Consider the following 15,883-nt stretch of genomic DNA (forward strand, 5'->3'; position numbering starts at 1 on the left):
TCGCCAGGCGGTTACTCACCATCCTCAACGCCATCCTCAGGGATCGACGCCCATGGCAACCCGCTTGACACCCAAGACAGTCGCTCCCCCGCTATCCGCAAAATGTACGGCTCTTCGAGCTGAACACCGCGGGGGAGGAAAGATGAAATCTACACGCCTTCCCGCAACCGCGTTCCCGGCAGCATGCGGATAAGCACGTTATCCTTGCGCACCAGATGATGGTAAAGGCCCGCCGCGATGTGACACGGCACCAGCACGACCATCGCCCAGCCGAGCACGACGTGAATGCTTTCGAACGTCTCGTGCCACTGGTGACCCGCGGCCTTGTCGAGACCGGCGAAGCCGGGGAAAGCGGGCCAGTGGAACAGTCCGAACCACGACGGCGAGAAGTGGTTCGCCGATACCATCAGCCAGCCGGCCAGCGGAATCGCCACCATCAGGAAATAGAGCAGGTGATGCATCGCCGCGCCCGAGATGCGGATCCAGTGGTTGAGGCCCTGCGGCGGCGGCGGCAATGGATTCATCCAGCGCCACACCAGCCGCAAAATGCTCAGTACAAGGACGGTCAATCCGAGCGCCATATGGAACTGCATCATGGCGATGGCGGTCGGGCTGCGGTCCTCGGGCACCGTCAGGATCACGACGATATTGGTGATGATCGCGAGCGCGATCAGCCAGTGCAACGTCATGGCGACGGCGCCATAACGTGTCGGTCGGTCAAGGACAGGAGTGTTCATGGCAGCCCCGGAGGATGTGACTCGCATTCACTGTAAGGGTTTCGAGCCGATTTGACCAAGGGTGCCGTTACGGTAGTCGCTGCTAAGACTTGACCGCGTGCGTGCACTTCTCCGAAGCTAAATCTTCACGGGAGTGGCTGGCATGTCGCTGCAGGGAAAAACGCTTTTCATCACCGGCGCAAGCCGCGGCATCGGGCTTGCGATCGCGCTCCGGGCGGCGCGCGACGGCGCCAATGTCGTGATCGCGGCCAAGAGCAACGTCCGCCATCCGCGCTTGCCCGGCACCATCCATACGGCGGCGGCGGCGGTGAAAGAGGCGGGCGGTCAGGCGCTGGCGGTGGCCTGCGATATCCGCGACGAGGCGCAGATCGAATCCGCGGTCGCCGCGGCGGTGGAAACGTTCGGTGGCATCGACATCTGCGTGAACAATGCCAGCGCGATCTTTCTCGCCGGCACCGAAGAGACTCCCGCCAAGCGTTTCGATCTGATGCATCAGGTGAACACGCGCGGCACGTTCTTCACGACGAGGGCGTGCCTGCCGCATCTGAAGCGCGCGTCCAATCCGCATGTGCTGATGCTGTCGCCGCCGCTCGATATCGCTGCGCGCTGGTTTGCGCCGCACACCGCGTACAGCATCGCCAAATACGGCATGAGCCTGTGCGTGCTCGGCATGAGCGCCGAACTCGCGCCCGACGGGATCGCCGTCAACGCCTTGTGGCCGCGCACCGCGATCGCCACCGCCGCCGTCAGCAACGTGCTGGCGGGCGAAGAGGGCCTCAAGCACTGCCGCACCGCCGAGATCATCGCCGACGCGGCGCATGCGATCTTCGAAAAACCGGCCCGCGACTTCACCGGCCGCTTCCTGATCGACGACACGTTTCTGGCCGGCGAAGGCGTTACCGATTTCGACCGCTATCGCGTCGATCCGACCAAGGAATTGATGCCGGATTTCTTCGTTCCCGAAACCATGCCGCCGCCGCGCGGCGTCAGTCTCGCAGCCCTCGAACCGCTCCCTAGGAGAACATGATGGCTACCAATGTGAAAGACATGATCCAAGCCGCCAATCAGGCGGTGCCGAAGATCACGCCGGACGAAGTCAAGAAGATGAAGGAGAAAGGCAACGTCCTCATCGTCGACGTGCGCGATCCGCTCGAAGTCGAGCAGAGCGGCATGGTCGAAGGCGCCGTGAACGTGCCCCGCGGCATGCTCGAATTCCGCGCCGATCCGTCCTCGCCCTATCACGACAACGCCTTCGCCAAGGACAAGACGGTGGTCGTCTATTGCGCCTCCGGCGGCCGCTCGGCGCTGTCCGGCAAGGTGCTGAAGGACATGGGATTCAAGCGCGTCTACAACATGGGCGGCTTCAAGGACTGGGAAGATTCGGGCGGCAAGGTCGACAAAAACCCTTGATCCCCGCCGCCTGTAGCGGTGGCACGCCAGCGAAATTCGTGCAGAATGCGTTCCTTCAGGGGTGGGGGATCGCATGCGTTCTTGGACAATCGCGCTGGCTGTCGCCGCGATGGCGGCTCCGTCGTTCGCGGCCGCACCGCCGTGTGCCGGCGATATCGAGATCGCCGACGCCCACATCATGCGGGTCGAAAAGAACGGCGTCCTGGTGATGACCGACGGCCGTGCGCTGAAGCTGGAAGGCATCCGCCTGCCGGCCGGTCCGGCCGATCGGGCGCCCCAGGCTCTCGCCGAGCGGGCCTTCGCCGAACTGGAAAGCCTGGCCAAAGGTGCCCGGCTGGACGCGCGCGCCACCTGGCCCAAGGAAGACCGCTACGACCGCGTTCGCGGCCAGATTTTCACCCGCGACGGCACGTGGCTGCAGCTCGACCTCTTGAAAAAGGGTCTGGCGCGGGTGGAGCTGTTGCCCGACCGCGGCGAGTGCAATCTCGAGCTTTATGCAGCCGAGGCCGAGGCCCACAAGGCCGGTGCCGGTCTGTGGGCGGATCCCGCCTATGCCACCCGCCGGGCCGACCAGATCGCGGCGGATGTCGGCACCTTCCAGCTCGTCATCGGCCGCGTCGCTAAATCCTTCAGCACCCAGGAGAATGGCATCGTGCTCGTTCTCGGCCCCGATCCGCAGCGCGATTTGACGGTGCGCATCAGCGCCGACGACGTGAAGCGGTTCAAATGGCTGGGCGTCGATCCGCTCAACTACGACGGCAAGCTGATCCGCGTGCGCGGCGTGGTGCAGCCCGGACCCTCCATTGCCGTCGGCAATCCGAGACAGATCGAGCTGCTGCAATAGAAAAAGACCTTTCCTCCCTCGCGGAGCACGAGCCTTCGAACCGAAAATTCTTCGGATAGCGGGGGAGGGTCGATAGCGGCAGCGTATCGACGCGAAGCGGCCGGAGGGGGCGACAGCGTTATTCGACCGTGATAAAGCCCGCCCGCATGAACTGTCCCCATTGCGGCGTCGAATTGCCCAGCCGCGGCCGCACCATCATCACCGGCATTCTGTTTATCGTCGGCGCCCTGGTGCTGCTCTTGTTCGTGCGGCTGCCGGTGTTCGTGCTGGCCGCCGTGCTCTTGGCCGTGACCGGAGCGGCGATGGTTCGCGGCGGCTTCAAGGGGAAGGTCAGGATTTGCCGTCGTTGCCGTCGGGCTCTTTAGCCTCGGGCTTGGTGCCGGTCTTCGTGCCGTAAATGGAACTGAAAATCAGCGCGAAGGCGACGCCGAGCGCCACTCCCATTGCCAGGCTGTGGAGAGCGACGCCCATCGCCACGCCCATGCCGATTCCGATCGCCAGGCCGGCGCCGGAGAATTTGAGGTTGTTCATGCAAGCCTCCTCAGCCGTCTCTAAAGTATGCGCGGCCTGAGCGGATGCAATATCCAGCCTAGAACGGCCGGTGGCGGGGCAGGCGCATGGTGTCGGCGAACGCGATCAGGAGCGGCAGACCCAGCGGGATCGCCAACAGCATGCCGATGCGGTGGTCGCCGATGGCGTAGCCGATCGCCCAGCCGGCCGCGAAGCCGAACCCCATGGTGCCGACGACCTTCAAGAGCGAGGCGAGCGGCCGCGGGCTCGACAGGGCAATGGTGGCAAGGGCGCCGATCGCCATGCCGATAATCATTGCGAATTTGAGGGAGTCCGTCACCGACGACACCAGCCAGCCGGCGAGGCAGCCGAGCGCCATGGCGCCCGCCACTTTTCCGACGGCCAGGAGAGGCTTGGTGCCGAACAGCGCAATGGTGGCCAGGAAGCCGATGGCGCCACCGGCGACCACGGCAATTGCCACTTCTTGGGTTACCGACACGATCAGCCAACCGGCTACCGACCCGATCACTCCCGCGAGCAGCCACTTCATGGAATCGACCCCGTGATTGCCGGATTCATGACTTGAACGACAACAAACGGCAATGCCGTCGAATACCTATTGTAGCCAAAAGGCCCGGAGTCGCCTCCAGGCCTTTTGATCTCGGATACACTTTTTAACAAACCGGCTCAGGCCGCTTTTTTGAGCAGCGCGCCTTCGACGCGCTTGACCGCTGCCGTCTCGTCGATCTTTTCGACCGCCGCGACTTCGCGTGCCATGCGGGCGAGGGCTGCTTCATAAAGCTGGCGCTCGGAATAGGACTGTTCCGGCTGGCCGGATGCACGGTGCAGGTCGCGCACCACCTCGGCAATCGACACGAGGTCGCCCGAGTTGATCTTCGCTTCGTATTCCTGCGCCCGGCGGGACCACATGGTCCGCTTGACGCGCGCACGACCCTTCAGCGTGTTAAGCGCTGTCGCAACCGTGTCGGGCGACGACAGCTTGCGCATGCCGACGGACTTCGCCTTGGTCACGGGCACGCGCAGGGTCATCTTGTCCTTGTCGAAGGTGATCACGAACAGCTCGAGCTTGAGGCCAGCGACTTCCTGCTCTTCGATGCGCATGATCTTGCCGACGCCATGTGTGGGATACACGACGTGGTCGTTGGCTTTGAATTCGAGTTTCTTGTTGGAGTTTGCCGGAATCTTCTTCACCGCCGGCGCGGGTGCAACTGGAGCTTTAGCCGTGGTCATTTCACTTTCCGTATCGCGCACTCGAACGGGCACCGAACCGGAGGTCCGGCACCGCAGACTTTGACACTGTCATAATGCGGCGCCTCCGGACCTCTCTTTAATCCGGGTGGGGCAGCGCCGTTCGAGTCCTTTTTCAGAACGGGTGTAAGCTACCACATGTTGAGGCAAAAGGGAAGGACCCTTTCCTCAAACCTTTGAAAGAATAAGACTTCTTTATGTTCTGGTTGATCGGACGGTGTTCCGGGGCCGCTTTTTAATCCCCTAAACGGCCATTTTGTTGGGAAAATTCCGTCCCGAGCCAGCTTACATGATTAATTTTACGACCCCTGGCCGGGCTTATCCGAGAAGTACTTTTCCAGCTTGCCGGTCTCATTGCGGAACTCTTCGCGGTCGGCCGGTGGCGTGCCCTTCTGGGTGATGTTGGGCCACTTCTTGGCGTACTCGGCGTTCAGCGACATCCACTTCTCGAGGCCGCTTTCGGTATCGGCCTTGATGGCTTCCGGCGGGCATTCCGGCTCGCAGACGCCGCAGTCGATGCACTCGTCAGGGTGGATGACGAGCATGTTTTCGCCTTCGTAGAAGCAGTCCACCGGGCACACTTCCACGCAATCCATGAACTTGCACTTGATGCAGGCATCCGTAACGACATAGGCCATCGGTGAAAGGCTCCGGTGAATTCTGGGCAGCGGTCTTAGGGCGCGTCGGCGCCAGGATCAACCCCGGAAAACGCCCGTGCGGCGGATTGGGCGGGGGCGGCGATCATTCCCTCACCTCACATTGCTTTTGCGCTTCGCTCATCGGCCCGCAGCGTTAATACGGACACGCCGGAGGTTGTGACGGCGACCGTATGTTCGAACTGGGCGGACAGCGAGCCGTCCTTGGTGACCACAGTCCAGCCGTCGTCCTTCGTGACCACGCTCCGGCGGCCGCGATTGATCATCGGCTCGATGGTAAAGACCATGCCTTCGCGCAGGACAAGGCCGGTCCCCGGCTTTCCGAAATGCATCACCTGCGGGTCTTCGTGCATTTCGCGGCCGATGCCGTGGCCGCAGTATTCCCGCACCACCGAATAGCCGTTGCGCTTGGCGTGGCGTTCGATCGCCCAGCCGACATCGCCGAGCCGCGCGCCGGGGCGGACCGCGCGGATGCCCTGCCACAGGGCTTCGTAGGTGGTTTCGACCAGCCGCCGGGCCGCCGGATGGACCTCGCCGACCAGATAGGTTTTGCTGGAGTCGGCGATGTAGCCGTTCTTCTCCAGCGTGATGTCGAGATTGACGATGTCGCCGTCGGCCAGCACTTCCGACGCCGAGGGGACGCCGTGACAGACCACGTCGTTGACCGACGAATTCAGCACATAGGCGAAGCCGTATTGACCCTTGCTCGCAGGCCGGGCTTTGAGGTCGTCGACGATGAAGCGCTCGACCAGATCGTTGACCGCAAGCGTCGAAAGACCGGCGAGGGGCGTCCGGTCGAGCATCTCGAACACCGACGCCAGCAGCCGGCCGGACTCCGCCATCAGCGCCAACTCGTGCGGCTGCTTGGTCATGCTTCGGCGGCAACCAGCGTTGGCGCCGAAACGCCTGCGGAGCGCAGCTCGCGTTCCATGATCGCGCTGAAGCAGAGGGTCGGATTGGTCTCGGCCAGCATGCCGAGTTTGATCCAATAGGCCGCCTGCGCGTTGATCGACCGGCACGACACCTTGCTCGCCCGGCGGAGCTGGTCGTGCAGATCATCCTCTATGTTGACAATGCCCATTTCGGCCTCGCTATATGATTCGTATATGATTTATATATGTGCCATATGCTGCTGCCAAGGCGCATATTTTTCCTCCCGTGGAGACGAGGCGGTCGAACCGAGCGGGGAAGGAAAGGCTACTCTTCCACCACCTCGTACAGCGTCCGCGCTTCGGTCGCCGGGCCGCGGCGCTTGGCGCCGGCGAGGACACGGACCACGACCACCTCACGCCCTTGCGGGATCGTCAGCACGTCGCCGGGACGGACCTCGCGGCCGGCTTTCTCGACGCGAAACCCGTTGATGCGCAGATGGCCTTTTTCGCAGGCCTCAGCCGCCAGTCCGCGCGTCTTGTAGAACCGCGCGCACCACAGCCATTTGTCGAGGCGGAGGCGTTCGGGCTCGGCCATGTCAGCTCACTTGATCAGTCCAGCCAGTGCCGCGAACGGCGAATCCGGGTTGATGGTGATCTTCACTTCTTTCGGCTTGTGGCCGCCCTTGTCGTCGCCACCCGGTTTGCCACCCTCGCGCGGCTGCTTGCGCTGGCGGCGGATGGGCTTGGGCGCGGCGCGGCGCCAGACGTGTTTGCCGTCGGCGACTTCCAGCGTCTGCCAGCCGAGCGCGTCGAGCACCTCTTTGAGCTGCTCGTTGGAGGAGCCCAGCAGCGACACCAGTTTCGGCGTCAGTTCGTCGGCGGTCGAGCCTTCGATCAGGGCCTTTTCCAGCACGTCTTCCAGCCGCTCCAGCATGTCGAGGCGGATGGCGCGGCCGGCGAATTTGCGGAAGCCCGCAGCGCCGAGGAAGCCGTCCGGCGCCTCGCTGTCGAAGCTGGTGAGACCGGGGCGCGGCATCGCGGGAACGTCGTCCTGCTTCTGCCAGACGCTCCAGAGCAGGGCGAGCAGGTTGGCCGCGTCGGGGCGCAGCAGCTTCGGCATGTAGACCGTGCGCCGCCCGAACCAGACGCCGAACGGGCGCAACGCCCGCATGATGGCGCCGCGATCGCCGCGCAGGTCGGTGCGCGGGAAATCGATGTTGCCGAAATTCTCCCATAGCCGGTGGGCGATGCCGCGGGCTTCGCCGGGCAAGGCGCCTTTGGTCCCGGCCTTGGCTTCGATCGCCTCGTGCAGGGCCGTCATGGCTTCGAGCTTGGCGGCGATGCGCTTCTGCAGCCAGTCTTCCAGCCGCCGCTGCACGCCTTCGCGCGGGGCGCCTTTCAGGCTCTCGTCGGCCAGCAGCAATACTGCGGGACTAAGCGGGGTGCCCCCTGCGGCGAGCCTGGCGACGATGGCACCGTCCCACCACAGCCGGCCGTGCTCGGAGAGGGAGATTTCCTCCTCGGTGGCGAACGCCAGTTTGCGGGCGCGATTGAAAAACTCGCCTTCGAGTCCTTTCACAGCCGCGGCGTGCAAGGCCTTGGCTTCCAAGCCGGTTGCGTTTTCGGCCGGTGTGAAGCGGAAGCCTTCGAGCTTGCCGATGGCTTCGCCGCCGACGGTCACGCCGCCGGAATCGTCGAGCACCAGATTGAGGTCTTCCTCGCGCAGCGAACGCATCAGGACCGAGGTGCGCCGGTCGATGAAGCGTTGGGTGAGCTTCTCGTGCAAAGCATCTGACAGACGGTCCTCGACGGACCGCGTGACTTCTTGCCAATAGGCGCCGTCGGCGACCCAGCCGGGCCGGTGGGCGGCATAGGTCCAGGTGCGGATGTGGGCGAGGCGGCCCGACAGGGTGGCGACGTCGCCCTCGATGATATCGAGCCGGGAAATCTGCTGGCCCAGCCATTCCGGCGGCAGGACGCCCTTGTCGCTCATCAGGTGGCCGAAAATGGTGCGCACCAGCCGGACATGCTCGTCGGTCGACAGCTTGTTGAAGTCCGGCATCTGGCAGCATTCCCAGAGCAGCTTGATCGCGGCCGGAGCGGTGCAGCGGTCGGCGATCTCGCCCTGGCCGGCGAGCGTTCTCAGGGCGATGAAATCGGAGGACGGCCGCGCCTTGACGAGGCCGCGTTGCGGCGGCGGTTCGTCCAGGCTGGCGATCAGCCCGCCGAGGGAGTGGAAATGGAGCGCCGAATTGCGCCACTGCAGCACGCGGACGGGGTCGTAATGGTGGTTCTCGACCCGGCTGACCAGTTCCTGGTCGAGCGGCTCGGCTTCGCCCGTCACGCCGAAGGTGCCGTCGTTCATGTGGCGGCCGGCGCGTCCGGCGATCTGGCCGACTTCCTCCGGCCGCAAGGGGCGGGTCACGGTGCCGTCGAACTTCTCCATCGCCGAGAAGGCGACGTGGTCGACGTCCATATTGAGGCCCATGCCGATGGCGTCGGTCGCCACCAGGAAGTCCACCTCGCCTGACTGGTAGAGCGCCACCTGGGCGTTGCGGGTGCGGGGGCTGAGGGCGCCCAGCACGACCGCCGCGCCGCCGCGATGGGTGCGGATCAGTTCGGCGATGCCGTAGACGTCTTCCGACGAGAACCCGACCACGGCCGAGCGCCGCGGCAGGCGGGTCAGTTTCTTGGCGCCGGTATAGGCGAGGTCGGAAAAGCGGTCGCGGGAGACGAAATAGGTCCGCGGCACGAACTTCTGGATCGCTCCGCGCATGGTATCGGCGCCGAGGAACAGGGTTTCTTCGTCGCCGCGGGCATTGAGCAGGCGGTCGGTGAAGACGTGGCCGCGCTCGGGATCGGCGCAAAGCTGGATCTCGTCCACCACCAGGCAGGCAGAACCGACGCCGACCGGCATGGCTTCCACGGTGCAGACGTAATAGGGCGCCCCGGCCGGAATGATCTTTTCTTCGCCGGTGACCAGGGCGACCTGACTGGCCCCCTTGATCCGAACGATCTTGTCATAGACCTCGCGCGCCAGAAGGCGCAGCGGCAGGCCGATCATGCCGGACTTGTGCGCCAGCATGCGTTCGATAGCAAAATGGGTTTTGCCGGTGTTGGTGGGTCCTAGGACCGCCGTGACACGCGACCCAGACGGTGGTGTACGCATCGGCGGACATTTCACCTGGGACGGCCGTCAACGCAAGGCTTTCCGCGCCGGAGCGGCGGCGGAGCTGGGGGTAATCGGCCGGAAAAGGCGGGAGAGGGCTGGATCGCGGAAAATTCCCTGGCGAGAATCATCATTGCGCGTGAGTCGGCACGAGTCACAATTAACCAACCAGAACGACGGTGGAACGAATGCCGTCCGAATCAATAACTCGGTGAAAATCAGCCTTTGTTCTCATACCATTAGGGTGTTGTCAAGAGGTTCGGACCCCTACATGTTGTGTGTAGAGCGATGCATGGGGCCCGAGCGACTTATCCACGGAACAGTCCGTAGGCGGATGAAAGTGTCAGGGTACGGAAGGTTTTGTGACGGCTCCCATGCGGCTTTCGCACTTCGCGGCTTTGGCCGAAGCATGCGAAAACGGCTCCAACGCTCGCCGAGGTCATCATGACAACACCAGAAGAATGGGCCGCGCTGGCCGCAAAAGAGCTGAAAACCCGTCCTGTCGGCGATCTTGCCTGGGCCTGTCCGGAAGGTTTCACGGTTAAACCTCTGTATACGGCCGAAGACCTCGAGGGCATGGAAGCGGCCGGCTCGCTGCCCGGATTTGCGCCGTTCGCGCGCGGCGTGCGCGCCACCATGTATACCGGCCGGCCCTGGACCATTCGCCAGTACGCGGGTTTTTCCACCGCTGAGGAGTCCAACGCCTTCTATCGCGCCAATCTGGCGGCCGGGCAGATGGGCCTGTCGGTGGCGTTCGATCTGCCGACCCATCGCGGCTACGACAGCGATCATCCCCGTGTGGCGGGCGACGTCGGCAAGGCGGGCGTGGCGATCGACTCCGTCGAGGACATGAAGATCCTGTTCGACGGCATCCCGCTCGATCGCATGAGCGTGTCGATGACCATGAACGGCGCCGTGATCCCGATCATGGCAAACTACATCGTCGCCGCCGAGGAACAGGGCGTGCCGCTGGCCAAGCTGGCAGGCACCATCCAGAACGACATCCTGAAAGAATTCATGGTGCGGAACACCTACATCTATCCGCCCGCACCCTCGATGCGCATCGTCGCCGACGTGATCGAATTCGCGGCGAGGAATATGCCGAAGTTCAATTCGATCTCGATCAGCGGCTATCACATGCACGAAGCCGGCGCGACCGCCGTGCAGGAACTCGCCTATACCCTGGCCGACGGCAAGGAATACGTCCGCGCCGCGCTGAAGAAAGGGCTCGACGTCGACGCCTTCGGGCCGCGGCTGTCGTTCTTCTTCGGCATCGGCATGAATTTCTTCTTCGAGATCGCCAAGCTGCGCGCCGCCCGGCTGTTGTGGTGCGAGATCATGCAGGGCTTCGGCGCCAGGAAGCCCGAAAGCCTGATGCTGCGCACCCATTGCCAGACCTCGGGCGTGTCGCTGACCGAACAGGACCCGTACAACAACATCGTGCGCACGGCTTATGAGGCGCTGGCGGCGGTGTTGGGTGGGACGCAGTCGCTGCACACCAATTCGTTCGACGAAGCCATCGCGCTGCCGACCGAGCAATCCGCCCGCATCGCCCGTAACACCCAGCTCATTCTGCAGCACGAAACCCAGGTGACGCGCACCGTCGATCCCCTCGGCGGCTCGTACTACGTCGAAGCGCTGACCCATTCGCTGGCCGCCGCCGCGCGCGAAATCATCGCCCGCGTCGATGGCAAGGGCGGCATCGCCGCTTGCGTCGACGAAGCCAAGCTCGCCATCGAAGAATCCGCCGCCCGCCGTCAGGCCCGCGTCGACAAGGGCGAGGACGTGATCGTCGGCGTCAACAAATTCGAACCGCCGCACGACGATGAGGTGGCCTACCGCGAAGTCGACAATGCCGCGGTTTTGAAAGCCCAGCTTGCACGCCTCGCCAAAGTCAAAGCCGAGCGCGACGACGCCAAGGTCGCCGCAACGCTGGCGTCCTTGCGCGAAGGCGCGGCGGGCGAGGCCAATCTTTTGGCGCTGGCGGTCGACGCGGCGCGGGCTCGCGCTACGGTCGGCGAAATCTCCGCGGCGATCGAGAAGGTCTACGCCCGTCATCGCGCCACCACGCAGGTGATTTCCGGCGTCTATGGCGGCTGTTTCCAGGGCGACAACGAATTCGCGGCGCTGAAAGGCGAGGTCGAGACCTACGCCCAAACTCACAGCGGCCCGCCGCGCATTCTGGTCGCCAAGATCGGCCAGGACGGCCACGACCGCGGCGCCAAGGTGATCGCGTCGGCCTATGCCGATATCGGTTTTGCGGTGGATGTCGGCGAACTGTTCGCCACGCCGGAAGAGGTCGCCGCCAGAGCTGTCGCCACCAACGCGCAGGTGGTGGGCGTCTCCAGCCTCGCCGCCGGTCACAAGACGCTGGTGCCGGAACTGATTGCAGCGCTGAAGCAGGCCGGTTCGAAGGCGCTGGTCGTCGTCGGCGGTGTCATTCCGCCGCGCGATCACGACTTTCTGAAGCAGCAGGGCGTCGCCGCCGTCTTCGGCCCCGGCACCAACATTCCCGAAGCCGCCAAGACGGTGCTGGATCTACTGCGCCGCTGACGCCGCTTTGGGCGTTCCGGCCGGCGTGATGTAGAGCTTCTGTTCCTTGTAGGCGATGTAGAGGTGCAGGTGCTTCAGCACATTCATGCCGATCAGGATGGGCGCCGCATTGGCATCGTCCTTGGCCGGGATGAGCGAGCCGGTCGGCGTGCCCGGTGCCAGCCGTTGCGAGATCATATCCGGGATCAGTTCGAAAACCGGGTTCGCTACCGTGATGCCGTTGAAATCGAGCGTCTTGAACGTGTGGATGTAGGTCGGAAGGTCGGTTCGTTCGTTGAGGTGTCCTGCAGCCGGCGTATCGGCGCTTCCGGGTTGCAGGGTGAAGGCGCGCTGCGCCGTGGCGAGCCGCAGCGTCGAGTTCGGCGCACCGGTGTCGAGCAGGGCTTTCATCGTTTTGCCGTCGAGGGTCACGTCGAACACGATCTGGCCGATGTGCCAGCTTCTGAACGGCACCACCGCCAGCGCCGTCGCCGGCCAGTACACCACCTTGCCGTCGCAGTGGTTCTTGTCGAGCAGTTCGAGCTTGTTGGTGCCGAAATCGATCGAGACGTCGAAGTTCGACAGCACATCGGCGCCCAGCAATCCGGCGACTTGCGGATCGTCGCTGATCTGATCGGCGAATGGCGCCACGGCGAACGTGAGATTGCCTTTCATGGCGCCGAGTTTGACGCCGGAGACCGTGAAGGTATCGGTCGAGGCGCCCGACAGGCCGTACAGCTTCATATAGCCCTTGCGGGTCTTCAGCTTCAGTTCGTCGGCGGCTTTGGCGGTCAGCACGCTGACCTCGGCACCGAGATCGAGGATCATCTGCTTCTGCACGCCGGCGATTTCGACGGGCACGAATTCGCGCCGTCCGCTGTCGGACGGTACCAGATCGACGCTGGCCACCATTTTCAGAGGGGCGCATTGCTCGTCCGCAAGCGCGGGCTGCGCCAGGACCATCGCCAATGCGGCAATGTAGAAACGCGTTTTCATGGTGCCCCCGATTTCCCCATCGATGGCCACAGTCTAGACTGGTTTCGTGCCCGCGTGTATCCGGGCGCGATATGTACGCAGCGGAAACAAAGTCCTGGAGGAGAATATGTCGCGTATCACTTTGATCGGCGCCGGAGCCATCGGTTGCGCGGTTGGCGGGGCTTTGCTGCAAGCCGGGCATGAGGTCACGTTCTGCGCCCGCAAGGCGTTCGCGCGTCTGTCGGTGCAGAAGGACGGCGAGCCGCCGGTCGTGCATGTGGCGAAGGTCGTGACGCGTCCCGATCAGGTGCCGCAGGCCGATTGGGTTCTGTTGTGCGTCAAGGCCTATCAGGTGCCGTCGGCGGCGGAGTGGCTGGCGGCGGCGGTGCGGCCGGGCACGCGCGTGGCGGTGCTGCAAAACGGCGTCGAGCAGAAGGAGAATGCCGAGCCGTTCGTGCCAGTGGGCACGCCGATCGTGCCGGTGGTGATCGATCTGCCGGTCAGCCGCACCGCACCGGGCGAGGTGCATTGGAGCCGCATCGCCACCGCCACCGTTCCTGAAGGGCCGGACGGCGCCGCGTTCGCGGGCCTGTTCGCCGGTTCGTTCCTGACCGCGGAAACCTCCGCCGAGTTCGTCACGCGCGCCTGGCTGAAGCTCTGCAACAATGCGCCCAGCGGCGCCATCCTGGCGCTCACCGGTCAACGCATGCGGGTGATGCACGAGCCCGGTATCGCAGACCTCGCGCGCGCGATCCTCGCGGAGGTGATTGCGGTCGGCCGCGCCGAAGGCGCCGAACTCGACGACAGCTTGATCGAGCGGCAAGTGCAGTTCTTCCTCGGTGCCAAAGGCGACGAGGGCAACTCGATGTTCGCCGACCGCATGGCCGGCCGCGAAATGGAATGGAACGCCCGCAACGCCGTCATCGTGCGCAAGGCGGCGCTGCACGGCATCCCCGTCCCCGTCTCGACCGCCCTGGTCCCGCTCCTCGCCGCCATCTCGAACGCGGCGAAGGGAGACTAATTCCCGATATTCTCCTTCAGGAATTTCTCGAGTTCGGTCAGCCACAGCGACCGGGTTTCCATTTTCTGCAAATAGTGGCTTTCATCCGGAATGATGATCGTCGTGACCTTCTTGCCCGCCTTGCGCAAGGCGGCGTCCATCGCCTGGGTCTGGTCGATGCGGACGGTGTAGTCGTCTTTGCCGTGGACCAGCAGAACCGGGATTTTGATCTGGTCGGCGTGGAAGACCGGCGATTTGGCGCGAAGTATGTCGCCGTCGTTGTCGGGATCGCCCATGAACAGCGGCCAGCTCGCGACGGCGGTCGACTCCCGGCCGGTGTCCTTGACCAGGGTCTTGCGCAGTTTGTTGAGGTCGTACACGCCGGCGCCGCCGACCGCACAAGCATAGAGGTCGGGCGTAAACGTCGCCCCGGCCAGGGCCGCGTAGCCGCCATAAGACCAGCCGACAATGCAAATGCGCTTGGGATCGGCGATGCCGTCGGCGATCAGCTTCTTGACGCCATCGGTGACGTCGTCCTGCATCTTGCCGCCCCATTCGCCGTAGCCGGCTTTGATGAACTTCTTTCCGTAGCCGCTGGAGCCGCGGAAATTCGGTTGCAGCACGGCATAACCGCGATTGGCGAGGAACTGCGCCATCCAGTCGAAACCGATGAGATCGCGTGTCCGCGGACCGCCGTGCGGCAGGACCACGACGGGAAGATTCTTCGCGGCCTTTCCCGGTGGCAAGGTGACGTAGGCGGGAATGTCGAGCCCGTCGCGCGCCTTGTACGGATACGGCTTCATCTCGCCGAGTTGGTTTTCCTCAAGGGCGTCATAGGTCGCGGCGATCGGCGAGGCGCTGTGGGTGACCCGATCGAGGAGGAAGTAGGTCGGCGGAAATTTCGGGCTTTCGACCAGAAGGACGACCTTTCTCTTGGCCATGTCCCAGCTGACGGCATGGACGGCTTTACCGGGAAACGCCGCGACGAGGCCGCGTTGCAGGGCCTGCATGTCTTCATCGAAATAATGGTCGGTTTGCTGGTCGGCCACGACGGCGGCACCCAGCACGCGCCCATCCCACGGGTCGACAAGCGCCGCGTCGACGTCGTATTTGGGATCGCTGAACAGCGGGGCTTCTTTGCCGCTGGCGATGTCGCGGGTGACAAGCCTCGCCAGATCGGGATCGGTGGTGCTCCGCGTACGCTGGACGAACGATTTGCCGTCGCGCGACAAGCCCGCGAGGCCGAGACCGTTATCGACGGTGGAGGAACTTTGGACCTCCTTCCAATCGCCGTTATTGTAAACGAGCAGCTGCTCCGCCGGTGGATTGGTCGACCAGTCGAGGCGGGCGATGACTTTGCCGTGGCCGTCCATGATCCATTTTTTGGTCTGATGGCCGCCGACCGCAATCTGCTCGGTCGTGTCGTCCTTCAGACTCACGCGAAACATCGTACTCCGCCACTCGTCCTGATGACGGTCCCCGTTGGTCGCGTAGACGTGATCGGGGTCGTCAAGCGCCAGGTCGTCGATGCTCGACACCCCGAACTGATGCCTGTTGTTCCCCGTGGGATCGACGAGGAAAGAGCGAAACCAGGGTTTCACGTCGTCGCCCATGTACCGCCGGTTGACATTGACGGTGACCATCAATCGGTCGTTCTTGATCCAACGCACGCCGACGATAAACCCCGTGTCGACGGGAATCCCGATCGCGGGCGTACCGGCGGGATCGAGCGTATGGATCACCGCGATGCTCTTGTCGCCATGCACTTCGACGGTCGCCAGATGCTTGCCGTCGGGCGAAAGGACGGGTTCGGTCAGATTTTTGGGTACCGCAAAGGCTTGCACGGAAGGCTTGGCCGGCGCGGTTTGTGCGGATGCGGCAGCAAAAGACCCAACGGCACACGCAATAG

Annotated in this window: 17 protein-coding genes; 6 read left to right on the forward strand and 11 right to left on the reverse strand. The window is 63.9% G+C overall.

Annotated elements, in window-relative coordinates:
- Nucleotides 1-149 precede the first annotated feature (149 nt).
- Nucleotides 150-737: a cytochrome b gene (locus FHS84_RS17190; protein WP_166936662.1), complete on the reverse strand. Its 588-nt coding sequence runs from the start codon at nucleotides 735-737 to the stop codon at nucleotides 150-152.
- Nucleotides 738-879: 142 nt separating this feature from the next.
- Between FHS84_RS17190 and FHS84_RS17195 the strand changes: the two genes are divergently transcribed.
- From FHS84_RS17195 to FHS84_RS17210, 4 genes are all read left to right on the forward strand, one after another.
- The gene (locus FHS84_RS17195) at nucleotides 880-1,764 is read left to right on the forward strand and encodes an SDR family oxidoreductase (protein WP_166936664.1); all 885 of its coding nucleotides are present in this window, start codon (nucleotides 880-882) and stop codon (nucleotides 1,762-1,764) included.
- Complete coding sequence (locus tag FHS84_RS17200; RefSeq protein WP_166936666.1) at nucleotides 1,764-2,147, forward strand: rhodanese-like domain-containing protein; 384 nt, start codon at nucleotides 1,764-1,766, stop codon at nucleotides 2,145-2,147. Before FHS84_RS17195 ends, FHS84_RS17200 begins: the two co-directional genes overlap by 1 nt.
- A gap of 73 nt (nucleotides 2,148-2,220) precedes the next feature.
- On the forward strand, nucleotides 2,221-2,991 hold the full coding sequence (locus tag FHS84_RS17205) for a thermonuclease family protein (protein ID WP_166936668.1): 771 nt from the start codon (nucleotides 2,221-2,223) through the stop codon (nucleotides 2,989-2,991).
- Between the two features lie 146 nt (nucleotides 2,992-3,137).
- Nucleotides 3,138-3,356, forward strand: coding sequence for a hypothetical protein (locus FHS84_RS17210; protein ID WP_166936670.1), 219 nt, complete (start codon nucleotides 3,138-3,140; stop codon nucleotides 3,354-3,356).
- On the opposite strand, the gene FHS84_RS17215 is transcribed toward FHS84_RS17210, so the two are convergent.
- From FHS84_RS17215 to FHS84_RS17250, 8 genes are all read right to left on the reverse strand, one after another.
- Entirely contained in the window at nucleotides 3,322-3,522 is a 201-nt protein-coding gene (locus FHS84_RS17215; protein ID WP_166936672.1) for a glycine zipper domain-containing protein, read from the reverse strand. The genes FHS84_RS17210 and FHS84_RS17215 overlap by 35 nt on opposite strands.
- A 58-nt stretch (nucleotides 3,523-3,580) precedes the next feature.
- Nucleotides 3,581-4,051, reverse strand: a complete 471-nt coding sequence (locus tag FHS84_RS17220; protein WP_166936674.1) for a hypothetical protein — start codon at nucleotides 4,049-4,051, stop codon at nucleotides 3,581-3,583.
- 137 nt (nucleotides 4,052-4,188) lie between these two features.
- Nucleotides 4,189-4,752 (reverse strand): CarD family transcriptional regulator, encoded by a 564-nt coding sequence (locus FHS84_RS17225; RefSeq protein WP_166936676.1) that lies wholly within the window; start codon nucleotides 4,750-4,752, stop codon nucleotides 4,189-4,191.
- 317 nt (nucleotides 4,753-5,069) lie between these two features.
- On the reverse strand, nucleotides 5,070-5,408 hold the full coding sequence (gene fdxA, locus FHS84_RS17230) for a ferredoxin FdxA (protein ID WP_166936678.1): 339 nt from the start codon (nucleotides 5,406-5,408) through the stop codon (nucleotides 5,070-5,072).
- Between the two features lie 116 nt (nucleotides 5,409-5,524).
- Nucleotides 5,525-6,298 (reverse strand): type I methionyl aminopeptidase, encoded by a 774-nt coding sequence (gene map, locus FHS84_RS17235; RefSeq protein ID WP_166936680.1) that lies wholly within the window; start codon nucleotides 6,296-6,298, stop codon nucleotides 5,525-5,527.
- Nucleotides 6,295-6,507: a ParD-like family protein gene (locus FHS84_RS17240; RefSeq protein ID WP_166936682.1), complete on the reverse strand. Its 213-nt coding sequence runs from the start codon at nucleotides 6,505-6,507 to the stop codon at nucleotides 6,295-6,297. Before FHS84_RS17240 ends, map begins: the two co-directional genes overlap by 4 nt.
- A 116-nt stretch (nucleotides 6,508-6,623) precedes the next feature.
- On the reverse strand, nucleotides 6,624-6,893 hold the full coding sequence (locus tag FHS84_RS17245) for an RNA-binding S4 domain-containing protein (protein ID WP_166936684.1): 270 nt from the start codon (nucleotides 6,891-6,893) through the stop codon (nucleotides 6,624-6,626).
- A 6-nt stretch (nucleotides 6,894-6,899) separates the two neighbouring features.
- On the reverse strand, nucleotides 6,900-9,467 hold the full coding sequence (locus FHS84_RS17250; protein WP_166936686.1) for a helicase-related protein: 2,568 nt from the start codon (nucleotides 9,465-9,467) through the stop codon (nucleotides 6,900-6,902).
- A 444-nt stretch (nucleotides 9,468-9,911) separates the two neighbouring features.
- Between FHS84_RS17250 and scpA the strand changes: the two genes are divergently transcribed.
- The gene (gene scpA, locus FHS84_RS17255) at nucleotides 9,912-12,020 is read left to right on the forward strand and encodes a methylmalonyl-CoA mutase (RefSeq protein WP_166936688.1); all 2,109 of its coding nucleotides are present in this window, start codon (nucleotides 9,912-9,914) and stop codon (nucleotides 12,018-12,020) included.
- Here the strand turns inward: scpA and FHS84_RS17260 are convergent.
- Nucleotides 12,006-12,995, reverse strand: coding sequence for a retroviral-like aspartic protease family protein (locus tag FHS84_RS17260; protein WP_166936690.1), 990 nt, complete (start codon nucleotides 12,993-12,995; stop codon nucleotides 12,006-12,008). The two genes, scpA and FHS84_RS17260, sit on opposite strands and share 15 nt — an antisense overlap.
- Before the next feature lie 106 nt (nucleotides 12,996-13,101).
- Between FHS84_RS17260 and FHS84_RS17265 the strand changes: the two genes are divergently transcribed.
- On the forward strand, nucleotides 13,102-13,995 hold the full coding sequence (locus FHS84_RS17265) for a 2-dehydropantoate 2-reductase (RefSeq protein WP_166936692.1): 894 nt from the start codon (nucleotides 13,102-13,104) through the stop codon (nucleotides 13,993-13,995).
- Here FHS84_RS17265 and FHS84_RS22280 read toward each other — a convergent pair.
- Nucleotides 13,992-15,818, reverse strand: a complete 1,827-nt coding sequence (locus FHS84_RS22280; RefSeq protein WP_166936694.1) for an alpha/beta fold hydrolase — start codon at nucleotides 15,816-15,818, stop codon at nucleotides 13,992-13,994. The genes FHS84_RS17265 and FHS84_RS22280 overlap by 4 nt on opposite strands.
- Nucleotides 15,819-15,883: the final 65 nt, after the last annotated feature.

The organism is Rhizomicrobium electricum (genome assembly GCF_011762045.1).
Classification (GTDB): domain Bacteria; phylum Pseudomonadota; class Alphaproteobacteria; order Micropepsales; family Micropepsaceae; genus Rhizomicrobium; species Rhizomicrobium electricum.